We start from the raw sequence: 15852 nt of genomic DNA on the forward strand, positions 1-15852 counted from the left end.
CGCCGTCATACCCTTCAGTTTGCGCCTGCCGACGAGTCATTCCCTGGCAGGTCCAGTCACTTTCGAAATGGAGCAATCCCACAGATGAGCAGTCCAGCCCAAGTCGCACCCAAGTTCCCCGACAGCATCTTCCGCGCCTACGACATTCGCGGCACCGTCCCGGAATTCTTGAACGGTGAAACCGCTTACTGGCTCGGCCGTGCCATCGGCGCCCAGAGCCTGGCTCAGGACGAACCCAACGTATCCGTCGGCCGCGACGGCCGCCTGTCCGGCCCGGAACTGGTCGAACGCCTGATTCAAGGACTGGCCGACAGCGGCTGCCACGTCAGCGACGTCGGCCTGGTGCCAACGCCTGCGCTGTACTACGCCGCCAACGTACTGGCTGGCAAATCCGGGGTGATGCTCACCGGCAGCCACAACCCGTCGAACTACAACGGCTTCAAGATCGTCATTGCTGGCGACACCTTGGCCAACGAACAGATCCAGGCCCTGCACGAACGCCTCAAGACCAACAACCTGACCAGCGGCAAGGGCAGCATCACCAAGGTCGAGATCCTTGATCGCTACAACACCGAAATCGTCCAGGACATCAAACTCGCCCGCCGCCTGAAAGTGGTGGTCGATTGCGGTAACGGCGCGGCCGGCGTGATCGCCCCGCAACTGATCGAAGCGCTGAACTGCGAAGTTATCCCGCTGTTCTGCGAAGTGGACGGCAACTTCCCGAACCATCACCCGGACCCGGGCAAGCCTGAAAACCTCGTGGACCTGATCGCCAAGGTCAAGGAAACCAACGCCGACATCGGCCTGGCCTTCGACGGTGACGGCGACCGCGTCGGCGTGGTGACCAACACCGGCAGCATCGTCTTCCCGGACCGCCTGCTGATGCTGTTCGCCCGCGACGTGCTGGAACGCAACCCGAACGCCGAAATCATCTTCGACGTCAAATGCACCCGTCGCCTGACGCCGCTGATCAAGGAATACGGCGGTCGTCCGCTAATGTGGAAGACCGGTCACTCGTTGATCAAAAAGAAAATGAAACAAACCGGCGCCCTGTTAGCCGGCGAAATGAGCGGGCACATCTTCTTCAAGGAGCGCTGGTTCGGTTTCGACGACGGCATTTACAGCGCCGCACGGCTGCTGGAGATCCTCAGCAAGGAAAAATCCACCGCAGAAGAGCTGTTTGCGACCTTCCCGAACGATATTTCTACGCCTGAAATCAATATCCATGTGACCGAAGAGAGCAAATTCAGCATCATTGATGCATTGCACGACGCGAAGTGGGGCGAAGGCGCCGACCTGACCACCATTGACGGCGTGCGAGTCGACTACGCCAAAGGCTGGGGCCTGGTGCGCGCGTCCAACACCACACCGGTGCTGGTGCTGCGTTTCGAGGCTGATGACGAGGCTGAACTGCAGCGCATCAAGGACGTTTTCAAAGTCCAGTTGAAGCGTGTTGCCCCTGATCTCCAACTACCGTTTTGATTTAACGATGCACCCGGAGCCCTGAATGACCCTCGAACGCGAAGCCGCCGCCAACACCGCCAAGGTCCTGTCCGAAGCGCTGCCTTACATTCGCCGCTATGTCGGCAAGACGCTGGTGATCAAATACGGCGGCAACGCGATGGAAAGCGAGGAGCTGAAAACCGGCTTCGCCCGCGACATCGTGCTGATGAAAGCCGTGGGCATCAACCCGGTGGTGGTTCACGGCGGCGGCCCGCAAATCGGCGACTTGCTCAAGCGTCTGTCGATCGAGAGCCACTTCATCGATGGCATGCGCGTGACTGACGCGCAGACTATGGACGTGGTGGAAATGGTCCTCGGCGGCCAGGTCAACAAGGACATCGTCAACCTGATCAACCGTCATGGCGGCAGCGCCATCGGCCTGACCGGTAAAGACGCCGAGCTGATTCGTGCGAAAAAGCTCACCGTGACCCGCCAGACCCCAGAGATGACCCAGCCGGAAATCATCGACATCGGCCAGGTGGGCGAAGTGGTCGGCATCAACACCGACCTGCTGAACCTGCTGGTCAAAGGCGATTTCATCCCGGTGATCGCGCCAATCGGCGTGGGCGCCAACGGCGAGTCGTACAACATCAACGCTGATTTGGTGGCCGGTAAAGTGGCCGAAGCACTGAAAGCTGAAAAGCTGATGCTGCTGACCAACATCGCCGGACTGATGGACAAGTCGGGCACGGTCCTGACCGGCCTGACCACCCAGCAAGTCGACGACCTGATCGCCGACGGCACGATCTACGGCGGCATGCTGCCGAAGATCCGTTGCGCGCTGGAAGCGGTACAGGGTGGCGTGGGCAGTTCGCTGATTATCGACGGTCGGGTACCGAATGCGATTCTGCTGGAGATCTTCACCGATACCGGTGTGGGTACTTTGATCAGTAATCGCAAGCGTCCCTGATCTAAAGATCAAAAGATCGCAACCTTCGGCAGCTCCTACAGGTGTATCGCAATTCCCTGTAGGAGCTGACGAAGGCTGCGATCTTTTTTTGCTCGCAGGAAATGCCTGACACCAATGCAGGAAGTGTCTGACATCGAGAAAGAAGCAATCTGCCTAGGATCTTCCCTGTATCCACAGGAGATCTTCCCTATGCAAAAAGATTACGTTCCTTACGGCAGTGATGTTTCACCAGGCACCTACGAGTGCGTGGACTGCGGCCACCAGTATTCGAATCAGGCCAAAACATCGATGCCGCCCTGCCCGCAACTTCGTAAAACCCCGCACATTAGCCATGGTTGGAAAATTCTGACCGGCCAAGGCGACGCCGTGATTGATCCATATCCTGAGAAAGCCGAAAAACCTGCCGGAATCAAACAGGTCGAAACCTCCAGCCCTGCCAGCAAAAAATAACTTCGGAGGCGCTGAGCCATGCAGATCTCGTTCACGATTGACGCCCAGGCTTTCGAGCAAGAGCAAAAGGAACCGGTCAAGAAGACCCTGAAGATTTCCGACAGCGAAATCGCCCATGCTTTGCAGCGTATTGCCAAGGCCAGCCTGACTGAATACTTGAAAATGCTGGTCGAAGGCGGGATGCCGAGTCGGGCCGATGAAGCGAAACAGGATCGCTTGCTGTATCTGATTCAAAGCTACTTCGGGCAGACACTGCCGACCGAATCGCAAATATCGACGATATTCCAGCTGACCCAGAGTCAAAGTAAAACCTTGCTGAAAAACACGGTGTCACGCTTTCGCAATCAGCTGGACGAGATCTTGCGACACAGCATGCGTGCAGTGATCGAGTCTGCAGAGCATGCGCAGACGGTGTATCTGGTGGTGATCAGCTCTGACGTCATCCGTGATGAGCTGAACATGCTGATCACGCAGAACGAGCCTACTTTCAAACCCATCATCAAACGCAAAGGCAGTGCCGGGCAATTCGAGATCAGCGAAGATTCCCACGCGTTGTTGTGCCAGACGCTGGGCCTGAATGCCGTTCAGTGACATCGTCGCGGTCAGTGGCTTGCTGCTGACCCTGACCACTTTCATGTTCAATCTGGCGTGGCCCAGGTTGCATGAAGCGTTGGAACTGGATGAAAAACAACCGGGTCCGCTTGCCAGAAAGCGCAGCCGAAAAATCGTAATGACCGTTTTGTTCGGCTGCGCCCTTCCGCTGACGACCGCTTTCATGGCGCTGTTTTACGTCAACTTCCCTGCCGCCGTGAGGATCATGGGAAGCAGCACACTGAATCTGTGGGAGTTTGATGTGGATCGCACGCTCTACGTGTTAGTTGATTTGGCACTGCTGGTGTTTGCGCTGTTCAACTTGGGATTGGCAATGAAACTGGTACATAAATGGCGAAGACTATGCTGAAGACATAAAACAAAAGACCCCGCTCAGAACGGCTGAGCGGGGTCTTTTTGTATGTGCAATCTTTGTCCGCGTATCAGACGCCGAACTGGGCGCGGTAGGCTTCTACGGCAGGCAAATGCTGCTTGAGCTGCGGATCGTCTGCCAGGAATTCCAGCACTTGGTTCAGCGAAACAATGCTGATTACCGGAATACCGAAGTCACGCTCCACTTCCTGAATCGCCGACAACTCGCCATTGCCACGCTCCTGACGGTTCAGCGCGATCAACACGCCCGCCGCCTTGGCGCCATCCTGGGAAGCGATGATTTGCATCACTTCGCGGATGGCGGTGCCCGCAGTGATCACGTCGTCGATAATCAGCACGTCGCCGGTCAACGGTGCGCCGACCAGGCTGCCACCTTCGCCGTGGGCCTTGGCTTCCTTGCGGTTGAAGCACCATGGCAGGTCACGGCCGTGATGTTCGGCCAATGCCACTGCGGTGGTCGCCGCCAACGGGATGCCTTTGTACGCAGGGCCAAACAGCACGTCGAACGGGATGCCGCTCTCGACGATGGCCGCAGCGTAGAAACGACCCAGCTGCGCCAAGGCGGAACCGCTGTTGAACAGACCGGCATTGAAGAAGTAAGGACTGGTGCGCCCGGACTTCAGGGTGAACTCACCGAAGCGCAAAACGCCGCGATCGATGGCAAAACGAATGAAATCGCGCTGATACGCTTGCATGAAAAAAACCCCAAATACCACGGATTTAGCTAATTAGGTTGACGCCGTGTATCATACACGCACGCGATTTTTGGGGCCATTTATGCGGATCATCAGTGTGAACGTCAATGGTATTCAGGCTGCAGTGGAGCGAGGTTTGCTCAGTTGGCTGCAAGCACAGAATGCCGACGTCATCTGCCTGCAGGACACCCGCGCCTCCGCCTTTGAACTGGACGATCCAGCCTTCCAACTGGATGGCTACTTCCTTTATGCCTGCGAAGCCGAAGTTCCCGCCCAGGGTGGCGTGGCTTTGTATTCGCGGTTGCAACCGAAGGCAGTCATCAGCGGTCTCGGCTTCGAGACGGCCGACCGCTACGGGCGCTACCTGCAAGCCGATTTCGATAAGGTCAGCATCGCGACCTTGCTGCTCCCTTCGGGGCAGAATGGCGATGAAGACTTGAACCAGAAGTTCAAGCTAATGGACGATTTCGCCCGTTATCTGGATAAACAGCGACGCAAACGTCGCGAGTACATTTATTGTGGCTCGCTGTACGTGGCGCAACAGAAGCTGGATATCAAGAACTGGCGCGACAGCCAGCAATCCCCGGGCTTCCTGGCACCTGAACGTGCCTGGATGGACGAGATTGTCGGCAATATGGGTTATGTCGATGCCCTGCGCGAAGTCAGCCGTGAAGGCGACCAGTACAGCTGGTGGCCGGACAATGAACAGGCTGAGATGCTCAACCTGGGCTGGCGTTTCGACTACCAGTTGCTGACCCCGGGCTTGCGCCGCTTTGTACGCAGCGCACGCCTGCCACGTCAGCCACGGTTCTCGCAGCACGCACCGCTGATCGTGGACTACGACTGGACGCTGACTATCTAAGCGTCAATTCGCAGATAAAAAAATGCCCGTATCGCAAGATACGGGCATTTTTTATGCGCCAGTCGACATGGCCCAAACCTCAGGCAACGGCAAAAAACGGCAGCGCAAGGTACATCTTGATCACGATGACATTGATGATGTCGATGAAGAACGCACCCACCATGGGCACCACGAGAAACGCTATCTGCGAAGGCCCGTAGCGCTGCGTCACCGCCTGCATATTAGCGATGGCCGTGGGTGTGGCACCCAGCCCAAAACCGCAGTGCCCCGCCGCCAACACCGCCGCATCGTAGTTACTGCCCATGATTCTGAACGTCACGAAAATCGCAAACAACGCCATGACCAACGCTTGCGCAGCCAGAATGATGAAGATCGGCAAGGCAAGTGCCGCCAGGTCCCACAGTTTTAGCGACATCAAGGCAATCGCCAGAAACAGCGACAGGCTGACGTTCCCCAGCACGGAGACTTCACGCTCGAATACCTGATACAAGCCCAACGCTGAAAGCCCATTGCGTAAAACCACACCCACGAACAAGACGCACACGAACGTCGGCAGCTCAAGTGCAGTTCCTTGCAGGAAGCCATTCAGAAGATTGCCGGCCAATAAGCTGACCGCGATCAGGGCGAGTGTTTCGATAAACGAAAATGGCGTAATCGAGCGCTCTTTGTTCGGCTGCTCAAAACCTTTCGGCAACTGTGGCGCTTCCTGAGAGTGGCAGCCAGGTACTTGAACACGCTTGATCAGCAGGCGAGCGACCGGACCACCAATCAAGCCACCCAACACCAGGCCAAACGTTGCAGAGGCAATCGCAAGCTCGGAGGCAGACGCCAGACCGTACTTCTCACTGAACACCGTTCCCCATGCAGCGCCTGTACCGTGACCGCCCGACAACGTAATCGAACCTGTCAGCAGACCCATCAAAGGATCGAGCCCCAGCATTTTTGCGAGGCCGATGCCCATGGCGTTCTGGGCGATCAGAAGTCCGGCCACTGCCAGCAGAAAAACGCCCACTACGCGACCGCCCTTCTTCAGGCTGGCGAAGTCCGCACTCAAGCCGATCGTGGCAAAAAAAGCCAACATCAACGGCGTCTGTAATGAAGTATCGAAGCGGACTTCAATATCAAACGTTCGTAATACCAAGAGAACCAAGGCAACCAACAAGCCGCCGGCGACGGGTTCAGGGATATTGTAATTACGTAGAAAACCAACACGTGTAACAAGTCCGCGCCCCAGCAAAAGCACCAAGGAGGCGGCCACAAGCGTTCCATAAAAATCGAGCTGAATCATTGGGATTATTCTTGGCTATATATATTCAGAGGCGAACTTTTTACCTGCGCACGCCTCTTGAACCGGCTGAGTGCCTCAACACTGATTGCTTGAAATTCAAGGACCTTCGATGGCTTGAATATGTCGAAATATTTCTTAGTAAATATAACGTGGGGCAACTCTATCAACCGTAAAGTCTCATTGCCAAGGACGCAGCCGATGTTGAGGCATTACAGTTGTGACTAAAGATGTAAGAGTGATCGTTGATAAAGAACTGCGGCGCAGTTATCACCTGCCCCGTGCGCCAGAGATGTTAATTGAACTGCAAAAATACAAATGCCCTGACAAGTCAGGGCATTTGTTTTAAAGCGTTCAATGTAAGGCGGGCCTGCCCGGATTGATCTTTACTTGATCAACCGCCAGGTGAACGGATACCGATAAGGCACCCCTTCATTAGCTTTTACGCCAGCGATGATCGTCAGCACCAACGCGCCGATGGCGATCAGGCCAAGCAGGAAGAACCCGATGACCACCAACATCAAAAAGAACGAGAGGGTCGCGGCGATGGCGACGGTGATCTGAAAATTGAGCGCCTCCTTGCCCTGCGCATCAATGAACGGGTCACTCTCACGCTTCATCTGCCAGAGAATCAGCGGGCCGATCAGCGTGCCAAACGGAATCCAGATCCCCAGCAAGGCGGACAAGTGACAAAACATCGCCCACTGACGAACCTCCTGGCTCGGCGTGGGTAGCAGTTGCTGATCACTCATGGCGTCCTCCTTGGTGTGGAAAGGTTCGATCAGTCAGCCAGTGCGGCTTTCTGCAGTTCGAAAATTTCGTTCATGCCTTTCTTGGCCAGTTCCAGCATGGCGTTCAGCTCTTCAGGCTGGAACGGCGCGCCTTCGGCAGTGCCCTGGACTTCGATGAAGCCACCGGTGCTGGTCATGACGACGTTCAGGTCGGTCTCGGCAGCCGAGTCTTCCAGGTAGTCGAGGTCAAGCACAGGCTCGCCCTGGTACATGCCCACCGAAACGGCTGCGATCATTTGCTTGAGCGGGTCGCCGCCTTTCAGGCCGCCGCGCTTCTTGATCACTTTCAAGGCATCGACCAGCGCAACCATGGCGCCAGTGATAGACGCGGTGCGAGTGCCGCCGTCAGCCTGGATCACGTCGCAATCGACGTACAGGGTGACGTCGCCCAGCTTCGACATGTCCAGCGAAGCACGCAGGGAGCGACCGATCAGACGCTGGATTTCCAGGGTGCGGCCGCCTTGCTTGCCGCGGCTCGCTTCACGCTGGTTACGCTCGCCAGTGGCGCGCGGCAGCATGCCGTATTCGGCAGTCAACCAGCCTTGGCCCTGACCTTTTAGGAAACGCGGCACGCCGTTCTCGACGCTGACGGTGCAGATGACTTTGGTATCACCGAACTCGACCAGCACAGAACCCTCGGCGTGTTTGGTGTAGTTGCGGGTAATGCGGATCGAGCGGAGCTGATCGGCAACGCGACCACTTGGACGTTTCATAGGGAATACCTGTACTGGGGACGGAAAACTGCGGAGCATTATAGAGCCGCCAGCCACGACTGGGCACTTCTAAAAAATCCGGCCGACGGTTGAAGGCGGTAAATAGTGCCTAACCGACGGCCTGCAGCCCTTTGTCACAGGGTGTGTTTGGGCGCATCCGCCCCACTGCGCTACAATCCTGCGCCTTTGCTGCCAGTCGGCTTACATTCATTGATATCGGGTCCGCGAAGCCCATGGGTTTCGCGCCGGCCTGCATTGCGAGGTACCTCCATGGTGCACAGCATGACCGCCTTCGCCCGCGTCGAAAAAGCCGGCGCCCAAGGCACCCTGAGCTGGGAACTGCGCTCGGTCAACAGTCGCTACCTGGAGCCGCACCTGCGTCTGCCGGAATCCTTTCGCGACCTCGAAGGCGCGGTCCGCGAGGCACTGCGCCAGGGTATTTCCCGGGGCAAACTGGAATGCACCCTGCGTTTCACTGAAGAAAGCACCGGCAAAACCCTGCAAATAGACCGCGATCGCGCTTCACAACTGGTCGCCGCCGCCGAAACCATCGCCAGCCTGATCAAGAACCCGGCCGCGCTGAACCCACTGGAAGTCCTGGCCTGGCCCGGCGTGCTGGTGGGCGACGCAACTGACCCGCAAGCCCTTAATGCCGAGGCATTGGCCCTGTTCAACCAAGGCCTCAAAGAACTCAAGGCCGGCCGCGAGCGCGAAGGCGCGGAGCTGGCTCGGCTGATCAGCGAGCGCCTGACGTCCATTGAAGAAGACGTCGTGACCCTGCGCGAGCTGGTTCCGCAGATGCTCGCCACCCAGCGCCAGAAAGTCCTCGACCGCTTTGCCGACATGAAAGCCGAGATGGACCCGCAGCGCCTGGAACAGGAAATGGTCATGCTCGCTCAAAAGAGCGACGTCGCCGAAGAACTGGATCGCCTGAGCACTCACATCATCGAAGTTCGCCGAGTGCTCAAGTCCGGTGGCGCTGCCGGTCGGCGCCTGGACTTCCTGATGCAGGAGCTCAACCGCGAAGCCAACACACTGGGCTCCAAAGCCTTCGACCCGCGCAGCACGACGGCTGCGGTCAACCTCAAAGTGTTGATCGAGCAGATGCGCGAACAAGTGCAGAATATTGAGTAAGGCAACCCCGACATGACCCACAGCACCGGCACCCTGTACATCATTTCCGCCCCTTCGGGCGCGGGCAAGAGCAGCCTGGTCAAGGCCCTGACCGACTCCGACCAGGAGATCCGCGTCTCGGTTTCCCACACCACCCGGGCCATGCGCCCCGGCGAAGTGGACGGCGTGAACTATCACTTCGTTTCGCGCGAAGCGTTTGTGAAGATGGGGGAGCATGGTGACTTCCTGGAGCGCGCCGAAGTGTTCGGCAATCTCTACGGCACCTCGCAAAGCCACCTGCAGCAGACTCTGGACGCGGGCCACGACCTGATCCTGGAAATCGACTGGCAGGGCGCCGAGCAAGTGCGCAAGTTGATGCCGCAAGCGCGCTCGATCTTCATTCTGCCGCCGTCCTTGGAGGCCTTGCACCAGCGCCTGACCAATCGCGGCCAAGACAGCGACGAGATCATTGATGGCCGGATGCGTGAAGCGGTCAGCGAGATGAGCCACTATGTCGACTACGACTACCTGATCATCAACGACGATTTCGCCCACGCTTTGCACGATCTGAAGGCGATTTTCCGTGCCAATCAGCTGCATCAGAAGCGTCAGCAGCAGCGTAACGGAAAACTTTTGGCTGAATTGCTCGGCTAAACAGCTCTTCCCAAAACCGCTGCGGGGGCTTTACATTGGCACTTGCAGCGCGTTGAAGGGCTTGGTCAAAAAATCAGCGCTTCCCTAATCGCTGGTGATTTTTTAAACTGTTGAGTCCGCTCGCCCAACCGGGCAGCGCGCATATTGCATTCGCTCCGAGGAATACCATGGCCCGCGTAACCGTTGAAGACTGCCTGAACCACGTGGAAAACCGTTTTGAGCTGGTCATGCTGTCCACCAAACGTGCCCGTCAACTGGCCACCGGCGGCAAAGAGCCACTGGTTCAGTGGGAAAACGACAAGCCTACCGTTGTAGCGCTGCGTGAAATCGCTGAAGGCCTGATGAGCTATGAGTTCATCGCCAATGCTGAAATCGTCGAAGACGAACCGCTGTTCGCAGCGTTCGAGGACGAGTCCAACGAGGCCGTCTAAGCCTATGCCTGGTCGACGTAGCACGGCGCGGGGTCACAGCGAACGGCAGGAGTCATCATGCCGAGCATAGACGCCCTCGCCGATCGCTTATCGACCTACCTCGGCAAGGACCAGGTCAACCTGGTCCGCCGAGCGTATTTCTACGCCGAACAAGCCCACGACGGCCAACGCCGCCGCAGCGGCGAGGCGTACGTCACGCATCCTCTTGCGGTGGCGAACATTCTTGCCGACATGCATATGGACCATCAGAGTTTGATGGCGGCCATGCTGCATGACGTGATCGAAGACACCGGGATTGCCAAAGAAGCGCTGCAAGCGCAGTTCGGCGAAACCGTGGCCGAACTGGTCGACGGGGTCAGCAAACTGACCCAGATGAACTTCGAGACCAAAGCCGAAGCCCAGGCCGAAAACTTCCAGAAAATGGCCATGGCCATGGCCCGCGATATTCGCGTGATCCTGGTCAAGCTGGCCGACCGCCTGCACAACATGCGCACGCTGGAAGTGCTGTCCGGCGAAAAGCGCCGGCGCATCGCCAAGGAAACCCTGGAAATCTATGCGCCCATCGCCAATCGGCTGGGCATGCACGCCATCCGCATAGAATTCGAAGACCTCGGCTTCAAGGCCATGCACCCGATGCGTTCCGCGCGGATCAACCAGGCGGTAAAACGCGCTCGGGGCAACCGCAAGGAAATCGTCAACAAGATCGAAGAGTCCCTGAGCCATTGCCTGGCGATTGATGAAATCCAGGGCGAAGTCAGCGGACGCCAGAAACACCTCTACGGCATCTACAAGAAAATGCGCGGCAAGCGTCGGGCCTTCAACGAGATCATGGACGTCTATGCGTTCCGGATCATCGTCGACAAGGTCGATACCTGCTACCGCGTGCTGGGTGCTGTGCATAATTTGTACAAACCGTTGCCGGGGCGCTTCAAGGATTACATCGCGATCCCCAAGGCCAACGGCTATCAGTCGTTGCACACCACGCTGTTCGGCATGCACGGCGTACCGATCGAGATCCAGATCCGCACCCGTGAAATGGAAGAAATGGCCAACAACGGCATCGCCGCCCATTGGCTGTACAAATCCAGCGGCGACGAGCAACCGAAAGGCACTCACGCCCGCGCTCGCCAGTGGGTCAAAGGCGTGCTGGAAATGCAGCAACGCGCCGGCAACTCGCTGGAATTCATCGAAAGCGTGAAGATCGACCTGTTCCCGGACGAGGTCTACGTGTTCACGCCCAAAGGCCGGATCATGGAGCTGCCCAAAGGCTCCACGGCGGTGGACTTCGCTTACGCGGTGCACACAGACGTCGGCAACAGCTGCATCGCCTGCCGGATCAATCGTCGTCTCGCACCGCTGTCCGAACCGTTGCAAAGCGGCTCCACGGTCGAGATCGTCAGCGCCCCCGGCGCACGGCCGAACCCGGCATGGCTGAACTTCGTGGTCACCGGCAAGGCGCGGACCCACATCCGCCATGCGCTGAAACTACAGCGCCGCTCCGAATCCATCAGCCTCGGCGAACGCCTGCTGAACAAGGTGCTCAATGGTTTCGACAGCACCCTGGAAAAGGTCCCGGCCGAGCGCATCAAGGCGATGCTCACTGAATACCGCCTGGAACTGATCGAAGACCTGCTTGAAGATATCGGCCTGGGCAATCGCATGGCCTATGTGGTCGCCCGTCGCCTGCTGGGCGAAGGCGAACAGCTGCCGAGCGCGGAAGGCCCGCTGGCGATTCGCGGCACCGAAGGCCTGGTGCTGAGCTACGCCAAATGTTGCACGCCGATCCCGGGCGACCCGATTGTCGGCCACCTGTCCGCGGGCAAAGGCATGGTCGTGCACCTGGACAACTGCCGCAACATCAGCGAAATCCGCCACAACCCGGAAAAATGCATCCAGCTCTCGTGGGCCAAGGATGTCACCGGCGAGTTCAACGTCGAGCTGCGTGTCGAGCTGGAACATCAGCGCGGCCTGATCGCCCTGCTGGCCAGCAGCGTCAACGCGGCCGATGGCAATATCGAAAAAATCAGCATGGACGAACGCGATGGTCGCATCAGCGTGGTCCAACTGGTGGTCAGCGTGCACGACCGTGTGCACCTGGCTCGTGTGATCAAGAAACTGCGCGCCTTGACCGGGGTGATTCGCATCACCCGCATGCGTGCGTAGCCCATCCATTACAAGGAGTCATTCATGACCAAGACTGTTATCACCAGCGACAAGGCCCCGGCCGCCATCGGTACTTATTCCCAGGCGATCAAGGCTGGCAATACCGTTTACATGTCGGGTCAGATTCCCCTGGACCCGAAAACCATGGAACTGGTCGAAGGCTTCGAAGCCCAGACCGTCCAGGTGTTCGAGAACCTCAAGGCCGTGGCTGAAGCTGCTGGCGGTTCGTTCAAGGACATCGTCAAACTGAACATCTTCCTCACCGACCTGAGCCACTTCGCCAAGGTCAACGAGATCATGGGCAAGTACTTTGACCAACCCTACCCTGCCCGCGCCGCTATCGGCGTTGCAGCCCTGCCAAAGGGTTCGCAGGTAGAAATGGACGCCATTCTGGTCATCGAGTAATACATCCGGCGCAGCCCCAACAGGTTGCGCCGACTTCGTTTTGAAAGGATTCCACCATGCGCAAAGCGCTTGCCCTCTCCTTGCTCGCCGTGTTCCTCGGCGGCTGCGCCAGCAATCCTGCCGACCGTGATATCAGCGGCACCTGGATCAACCAGGTGGCCATCGATGCTGCCTCCAAGGGCGGCCCCCTGCGCGAAGCGCTCCAGGCTTACGGTCCGAACCTGGAATGGGACGTCAACACCAAGGCCAGCCAGGCCCGCTACACCAACGGTTTTGAAAACGTCGAAGGCAAGCTGCTGGCCGATGAGTCCGGCGCCTGGAAGGTCGACTTCTATGGTAGTTCCGCCAGCGAGCTGAGACGTGACGGCAAGCAGTTGAGCCAGGTCGCGAACGACAACGAACCCGCGCAAGTCTTCGACCGTGCATTGATTCCGGTACCGGAAGGCGCGCCGATGGGCGCCAGCTTCGAACGCGCGCTGTACTCGGCCTACATGGGCGGCAGCTGGACAATCGTCAACGGCCAGGGTGAAGGCAGCACCGTGCAATTCCAGGCGGATGGCCAAGTGGCCGGCCTGCCGGGTGCGGATCGTTATGCCCTGTGTCTGGCGGGCGATTGCGCGTCGATGAGCGGCGGCAACGACAATATGTGGCTGCAACAAAACGGCCAGGGCAACACCTGGATCTTTGCGCGCAAAGGCAAAGAACTGGAAATCTTCCAGGCCGTGAACACGGCGCAGGCGGATGAAATGCCTCAGTTCACGCCGGGTGATCGCAAGTGGGTGCTGGAAAAGCAGTGACCCGGTCGTAAGACCAACGCAAAACCAATGGTAGGAGCGAGGCTTGCCCGCTCCTACAGTTGTTTTGGGGGGATTGAAACTCAGCAGCGGCCTTCGAGAATCGCCGCATAACCTTCGCGATAGCTTGGGTACTTCGGCGTCCAGCCCAACGCCTTGGCTCGGGCATTGCTGCAGCGCTTGCTGCCAGTGCGGCGCACGCTCTCGTCCTCGGCCCACTCGGTCACGCCTAGATACTCACGCAGCCAGCCCACCACTTGCGCCAGTGGCGCAGGCGCATCGTCGACACCTATATAGACGTCATCCAGCACCGTTCCCCGTTGATCCGCCTCCAGCAGATACGCCATCAACCCCGCCGCGTCGTCCGAGTGAATACGGTTGCCGTATAACGGCGGGTCGACCGCCACGCGATAACCGCGACGAACCTGAGTCAGCAGAAATTCGCGGCCCGGACCGTAGATCCCGGTCAAACGCACGATGCTCGCCGAGATACCGCTATTGAGGGCAACCTGCTCGGCATCCAGCATCACACGCCCCGAATAGCCAGCCGCCACAGTCGGCGAAGACTCGTCGACCCACTCGCCCTCTTGCTGGCCATAAACACTGCTGCTGGAAACGAAGAGCAGCCGATTGGGCTCTTGCCCATAGTCGCCCAGCCATTCCAGCACGTGCTGCAAACCCTGAATATAAGCGGCGCGATAGCCCGCCTCATCGTGATCAGTGGCCGCCGCGCAATACACCAGATAATCCACCGCACCGATTGGCCAGGTTTCCGGGCAGTCTTTATTGAACAGGTCCCCGGCAACGCCAATCACCCCTTCGGGCAGGCGCGAGATATCACGCCGCAAGCCGTGAACCTCCCACCCAGCAGCCAGCAATTGCGTGGCCAAACGGCTGCCGACATCACCACAACCGGCGATCAAAACAGATGGCGCGGACATCAGAAAACTCCCTCAGGAAAGGTACAGACTAGCGCCCATAAAGGACGAGCGGCTAGCAATGGAGGAAAAAAAGAGAAGCCATTACTTTTGTTAACAAGAATTACTTGCAATAATGCCGACCACTTTTGTTCTCGGCCTTACGAGGCCTGGAAGAACATTTACCCTCTTTTTCTCTCAGGTCCGGCCAGCATGACACGCAATCAATTCCCCGCTTCGCCAACCAAACGACCTCGCGCCTGGAGCGCTGTGGCCGCCTTGCTGCTCAGCCTGATGCTGGCACCTGTCGCCGCTTTCGCTGATGCACAAGCACCCGCCGCTCCTGCTGCCACCGCTGCGGCCCCGGCTGATCACGCCGCTCCCGCCGTAGCACCTGCTGCAACCGATCCGGCTGTGGATGCCAACGCCGAAGACGCACCCGAAGTGCTCGAACCCGACAACTCCCTGGGCATGGCTCATGACCTGTCGCCGTGGGGCATGTATCAGAACGCCGATATTATCGTGAAAATCGTCATGATCGGCCTGGCCATCGCCTCGATCATCACCTGGACCATCTGGATCGCCAAAGGCTTCGAGCTGATGGGCGCCAAGCGTCGTCTGCGTAACGAAATCGTCCACCTGAAGAAAGCCACCACCCTTAGAGAAGCCAGCGCCACCGCAACCAAGCAAGGCACCCTCGCCCACCTGCTGGTCCACGACGCCCTGGAAGAAATGCGCCTGTCGGCCAACAGCCGCGAGAAAGAAGGCATCAAGGAACGTGTCGCCTTCCGTCTTGAGCGTCTGGTCGCCGCCTGCGGTCGCAACATGAGCAGCGGCACCGGCGTGCTCGCCACCATCGGTTCCACCGCGCCGTTCGTGGGTCTGTTCGGCACCGTGTGGGGCATCATGAACAGCTTCATCGGCATCGCCAAAACCCAGACCACCAACCTCGCCGTCGTCGCTCCCGGCATCGCCGAAGCCCTGCTGGCCACCGCGCTGGGCCTGGTTGCCGCGATTCCTGCCGTTGTCATCTACAACGTCTTCGCCCGCTCCATCGCCGGTTACAAGGCGCAGGTGTCGGACGCTTCTGCTGAAGTCCTGTTGCTGGTCAGCCGTGATCTGGATCACCTGCCGACTGCTGAGCGCTCCACGCAACCCCACGTGGTCAAAGTAGGGTAATCA

Annotated in this window: 17 protein-coding genes and 1 pseudogene; 13 read left to right on the forward strand and 5 right to left on the reverse strand. The window is 58.5% G+C overall.

Annotation, left to right across the window (positions count from 1 at the left end; all coding sequences use genetic code 11):
- Positions 1 to 105 precede the first annotated feature (105 nt).
- From ACA071_RS30855 to ACA071_RS30875, 5 genes and pseudogenes are all read left to right on the forward strand, one after another.
- A pseudogene (locus ACA071_RS30855) lies at positions 106 to 1482 on the forward strand (phosphomannomutase/phosphoglucomutase); the annotation flags it as partial.
- Between the two features lie 25 nt (positions 1483 to 1507).
- Positions 1508 to 2413: an acetylglutamate kinase gene (argB, locus tag ACA071_RS30860; protein WP_109626724.1), complete on the forward strand. Its 906-nt coding sequence runs from the start codon at positions 1508 to 1510 to the stop codon at positions 2411 to 2413.
- Positions 2414 to 2602: 189 nt separating this feature from the next.
- On the forward strand, positions 2603 to 2863 hold the full coding sequence (locus ACA071_RS30865) for a hypothetical protein (protein ID WP_497642454.1): 261 nt from the start codon (positions 2603 to 2605) through the stop codon (positions 2861 to 2863).
- An 18-nt stretch (positions 2864 to 2881) separates the two neighbouring features.
- Positions 2882 to 3454, forward strand: coding sequence for a hypothetical protein (locus ACA071_RS30870; protein WP_497642455.1), 573 nt, complete (start codon positions 2882 to 2884; stop codon positions 3452 to 3454).
- A complete protein-coding gene (locus ACA071_RS30875) occupies positions 3441 to 3824 on the forward strand; it encodes a hypothetical protein (RefSeq protein WP_497642456.1) in 384 nt (127 codons plus the stop codon). Before ACA071_RS30870 ends, ACA071_RS30875 begins: the two co-directional genes overlap by 14 nt.
- Positions 3825 to 3897: 73 nt before the next feature.
- On the opposite strand, the gene pyrE is transcribed toward ACA071_RS30875, so the two are convergent.
- Positions 3898 to 4542 (reverse strand): orotate phosphoribosyltransferase, encoded by a 645-nt coding sequence (gene pyrE, locus ACA071_RS30880; RefSeq protein ID WP_497642457.1) that lies wholly within the window; start codon positions 4540 to 4542, stop codon positions 3898 to 3900.
- 82 nt (positions 4543 to 4624) lie between these two features.
- Here pyrE and crc point away from each other — a divergent pair, with 82 nt between their 5' ends.
- Positions 4625 to 5404 (forward strand): catabolite repression control protein Crc, encoded by a 780-nt coding sequence (gene crc / locus ACA071_RS30885; RefSeq protein WP_007934608.1) that lies wholly within the window; start codon positions 4625 to 4627, stop codon positions 5402 to 5404.
- 79 nt (positions 5405 to 5483) lie between these two features.
- Here the strand turns inward: crc and gltS are convergent, their stop codons facing one another.
- The 3 genes from gltS to rph form a co-directional block, all read right to left on the reverse strand.
- Positions 5484 to 6692, reverse strand: a complete 1209-nt coding sequence (gltS, locus tag ACA071_RS30890) for a sodium/glutamate symporter (protein ID WP_497642458.1) — start codon at positions 6690 to 6692, stop codon at positions 5484 to 5486.
- A 383-nt stretch (positions 6693 to 7075) separates the two neighbouring features.
- The gene (locus ACA071_RS30895; RefSeq protein WP_463258857.1) at positions 7076 to 7441 is read right to left on the reverse strand and encodes a DUF4870 domain-containing protein; all 366 of its coding nucleotides are present in this window, start codon (positions 7439 to 7441) and stop codon (positions 7076 to 7078) included.
- Positions 7442 to 7470: 29 nt separating this feature from the next.
- Positions 7471 to 8193, reverse strand: a complete 723-nt coding sequence (gene rph / locus ACA071_RS30900; RefSeq protein ID WP_163910644.1) for a ribonuclease PH — start codon at positions 8191 to 8193, stop codon at positions 7471 to 7473.
- A 270-nt stretch (positions 8194 to 8463) separates the two neighbouring features.
- Between rph and ACA071_RS30905 the strand changes: the two genes are divergently transcribed.
- The 6 genes from ACA071_RS30905 (at position 8464) to ACA071_RS30930 (ending at position 13756) form a co-directional block, all read left to right on the forward strand.
- Positions 8464 to 9327, forward strand: coding sequence for a YicC/YloC family endoribonuclease (locus tag ACA071_RS30905; RefSeq protein WP_497642459.1), 864 nt, complete (start codon positions 8464 to 8466; stop codon positions 9325 to 9327).
- Between the two features lie 12 nt (positions 9328 to 9339).
- Positions 9340 to 9960: a guanylate kinase gene (gmk, locus tag ACA071_RS30910; RefSeq protein ID WP_149659479.1), complete on the forward strand. Its 621-nt coding sequence runs from the start codon at positions 9340 to 9342 to the stop codon at positions 9958 to 9960.
- Between the two features lie 167 nt (positions 9961 to 10127).
- Complete coding sequence (rpoZ, locus tag ACA071_RS30915; protein WP_007894670.1) at positions 10128 to 10391, forward strand: DNA-directed RNA polymerase subunit omega; 264 nt, start codon at positions 10128 to 10130, stop codon at positions 10389 to 10391.
- A 57-nt stretch (positions 10392 to 10448) separates the two neighbouring features.
- Entirely contained in the window at positions 10449 to 12554 is a 2106-nt protein-coding gene (gene spoT, locus ACA071_RS30920) for a bifunctional GTP diphosphokinase/guanosine-3',5'-bis pyrophosphate 3'-pyrophosphohydrolase (protein ID WP_497642460.1), read from the forward strand.
- Between the two features lie 24 nt (positions 12555 to 12578).
- On the forward strand, positions 12579 to 12959 hold the full coding sequence (locus ACA071_RS30925) for a RidA family protein (RefSeq protein WP_003229509.1): 381 nt from the start codon (positions 12579 to 12581) through the stop codon (positions 12957 to 12959).
- Positions 12960 to 13015: 56 nt separating this feature from the next.
- The gene (locus tag ACA071_RS30930) at positions 13016 to 13756 is read left to right on the forward strand and encodes a hypothetical protein (RefSeq protein ID WP_497642461.1); all 741 of its coding nucleotides are present in this window, start codon (positions 13016 to 13018) and stop codon (positions 13754 to 13756) included.
- Between the two features lie 80 nt (positions 13757 to 13836).
- Here ACA071_RS30930 and ACA071_RS30935 read toward each other — a convergent pair whose 3' ends face one another.
- On the reverse strand, positions 13837 to 14694 hold the full coding sequence (locus tag ACA071_RS30935; protein ID WP_497642462.1) for an SDR family oxidoreductase: 858 nt from the start codon (positions 14692 to 14694) through the stop codon (positions 13837 to 13839).
- Between the two features lie 189 nt (positions 14695 to 14883).
- Here ACA071_RS30935 and exbB point away from each other — a divergent pair, with 189 nt between their 5' ends.
- On the forward strand, positions 14884 to 15849 hold the full coding sequence (exbB, locus tag ACA071_RS30940; protein ID WP_497642463.1) for a tonB-system energizer ExbB: 966 nt from the start codon (positions 14884 to 14886) through the stop codon (positions 15847 to 15849).
- Positions 15850 to 15852: the final 3 nt, after the last annotated feature.

The sequence above is a fragment of the Pseudomonas sp. LBUM1646 genome (genome assembly GCF_059716165.1).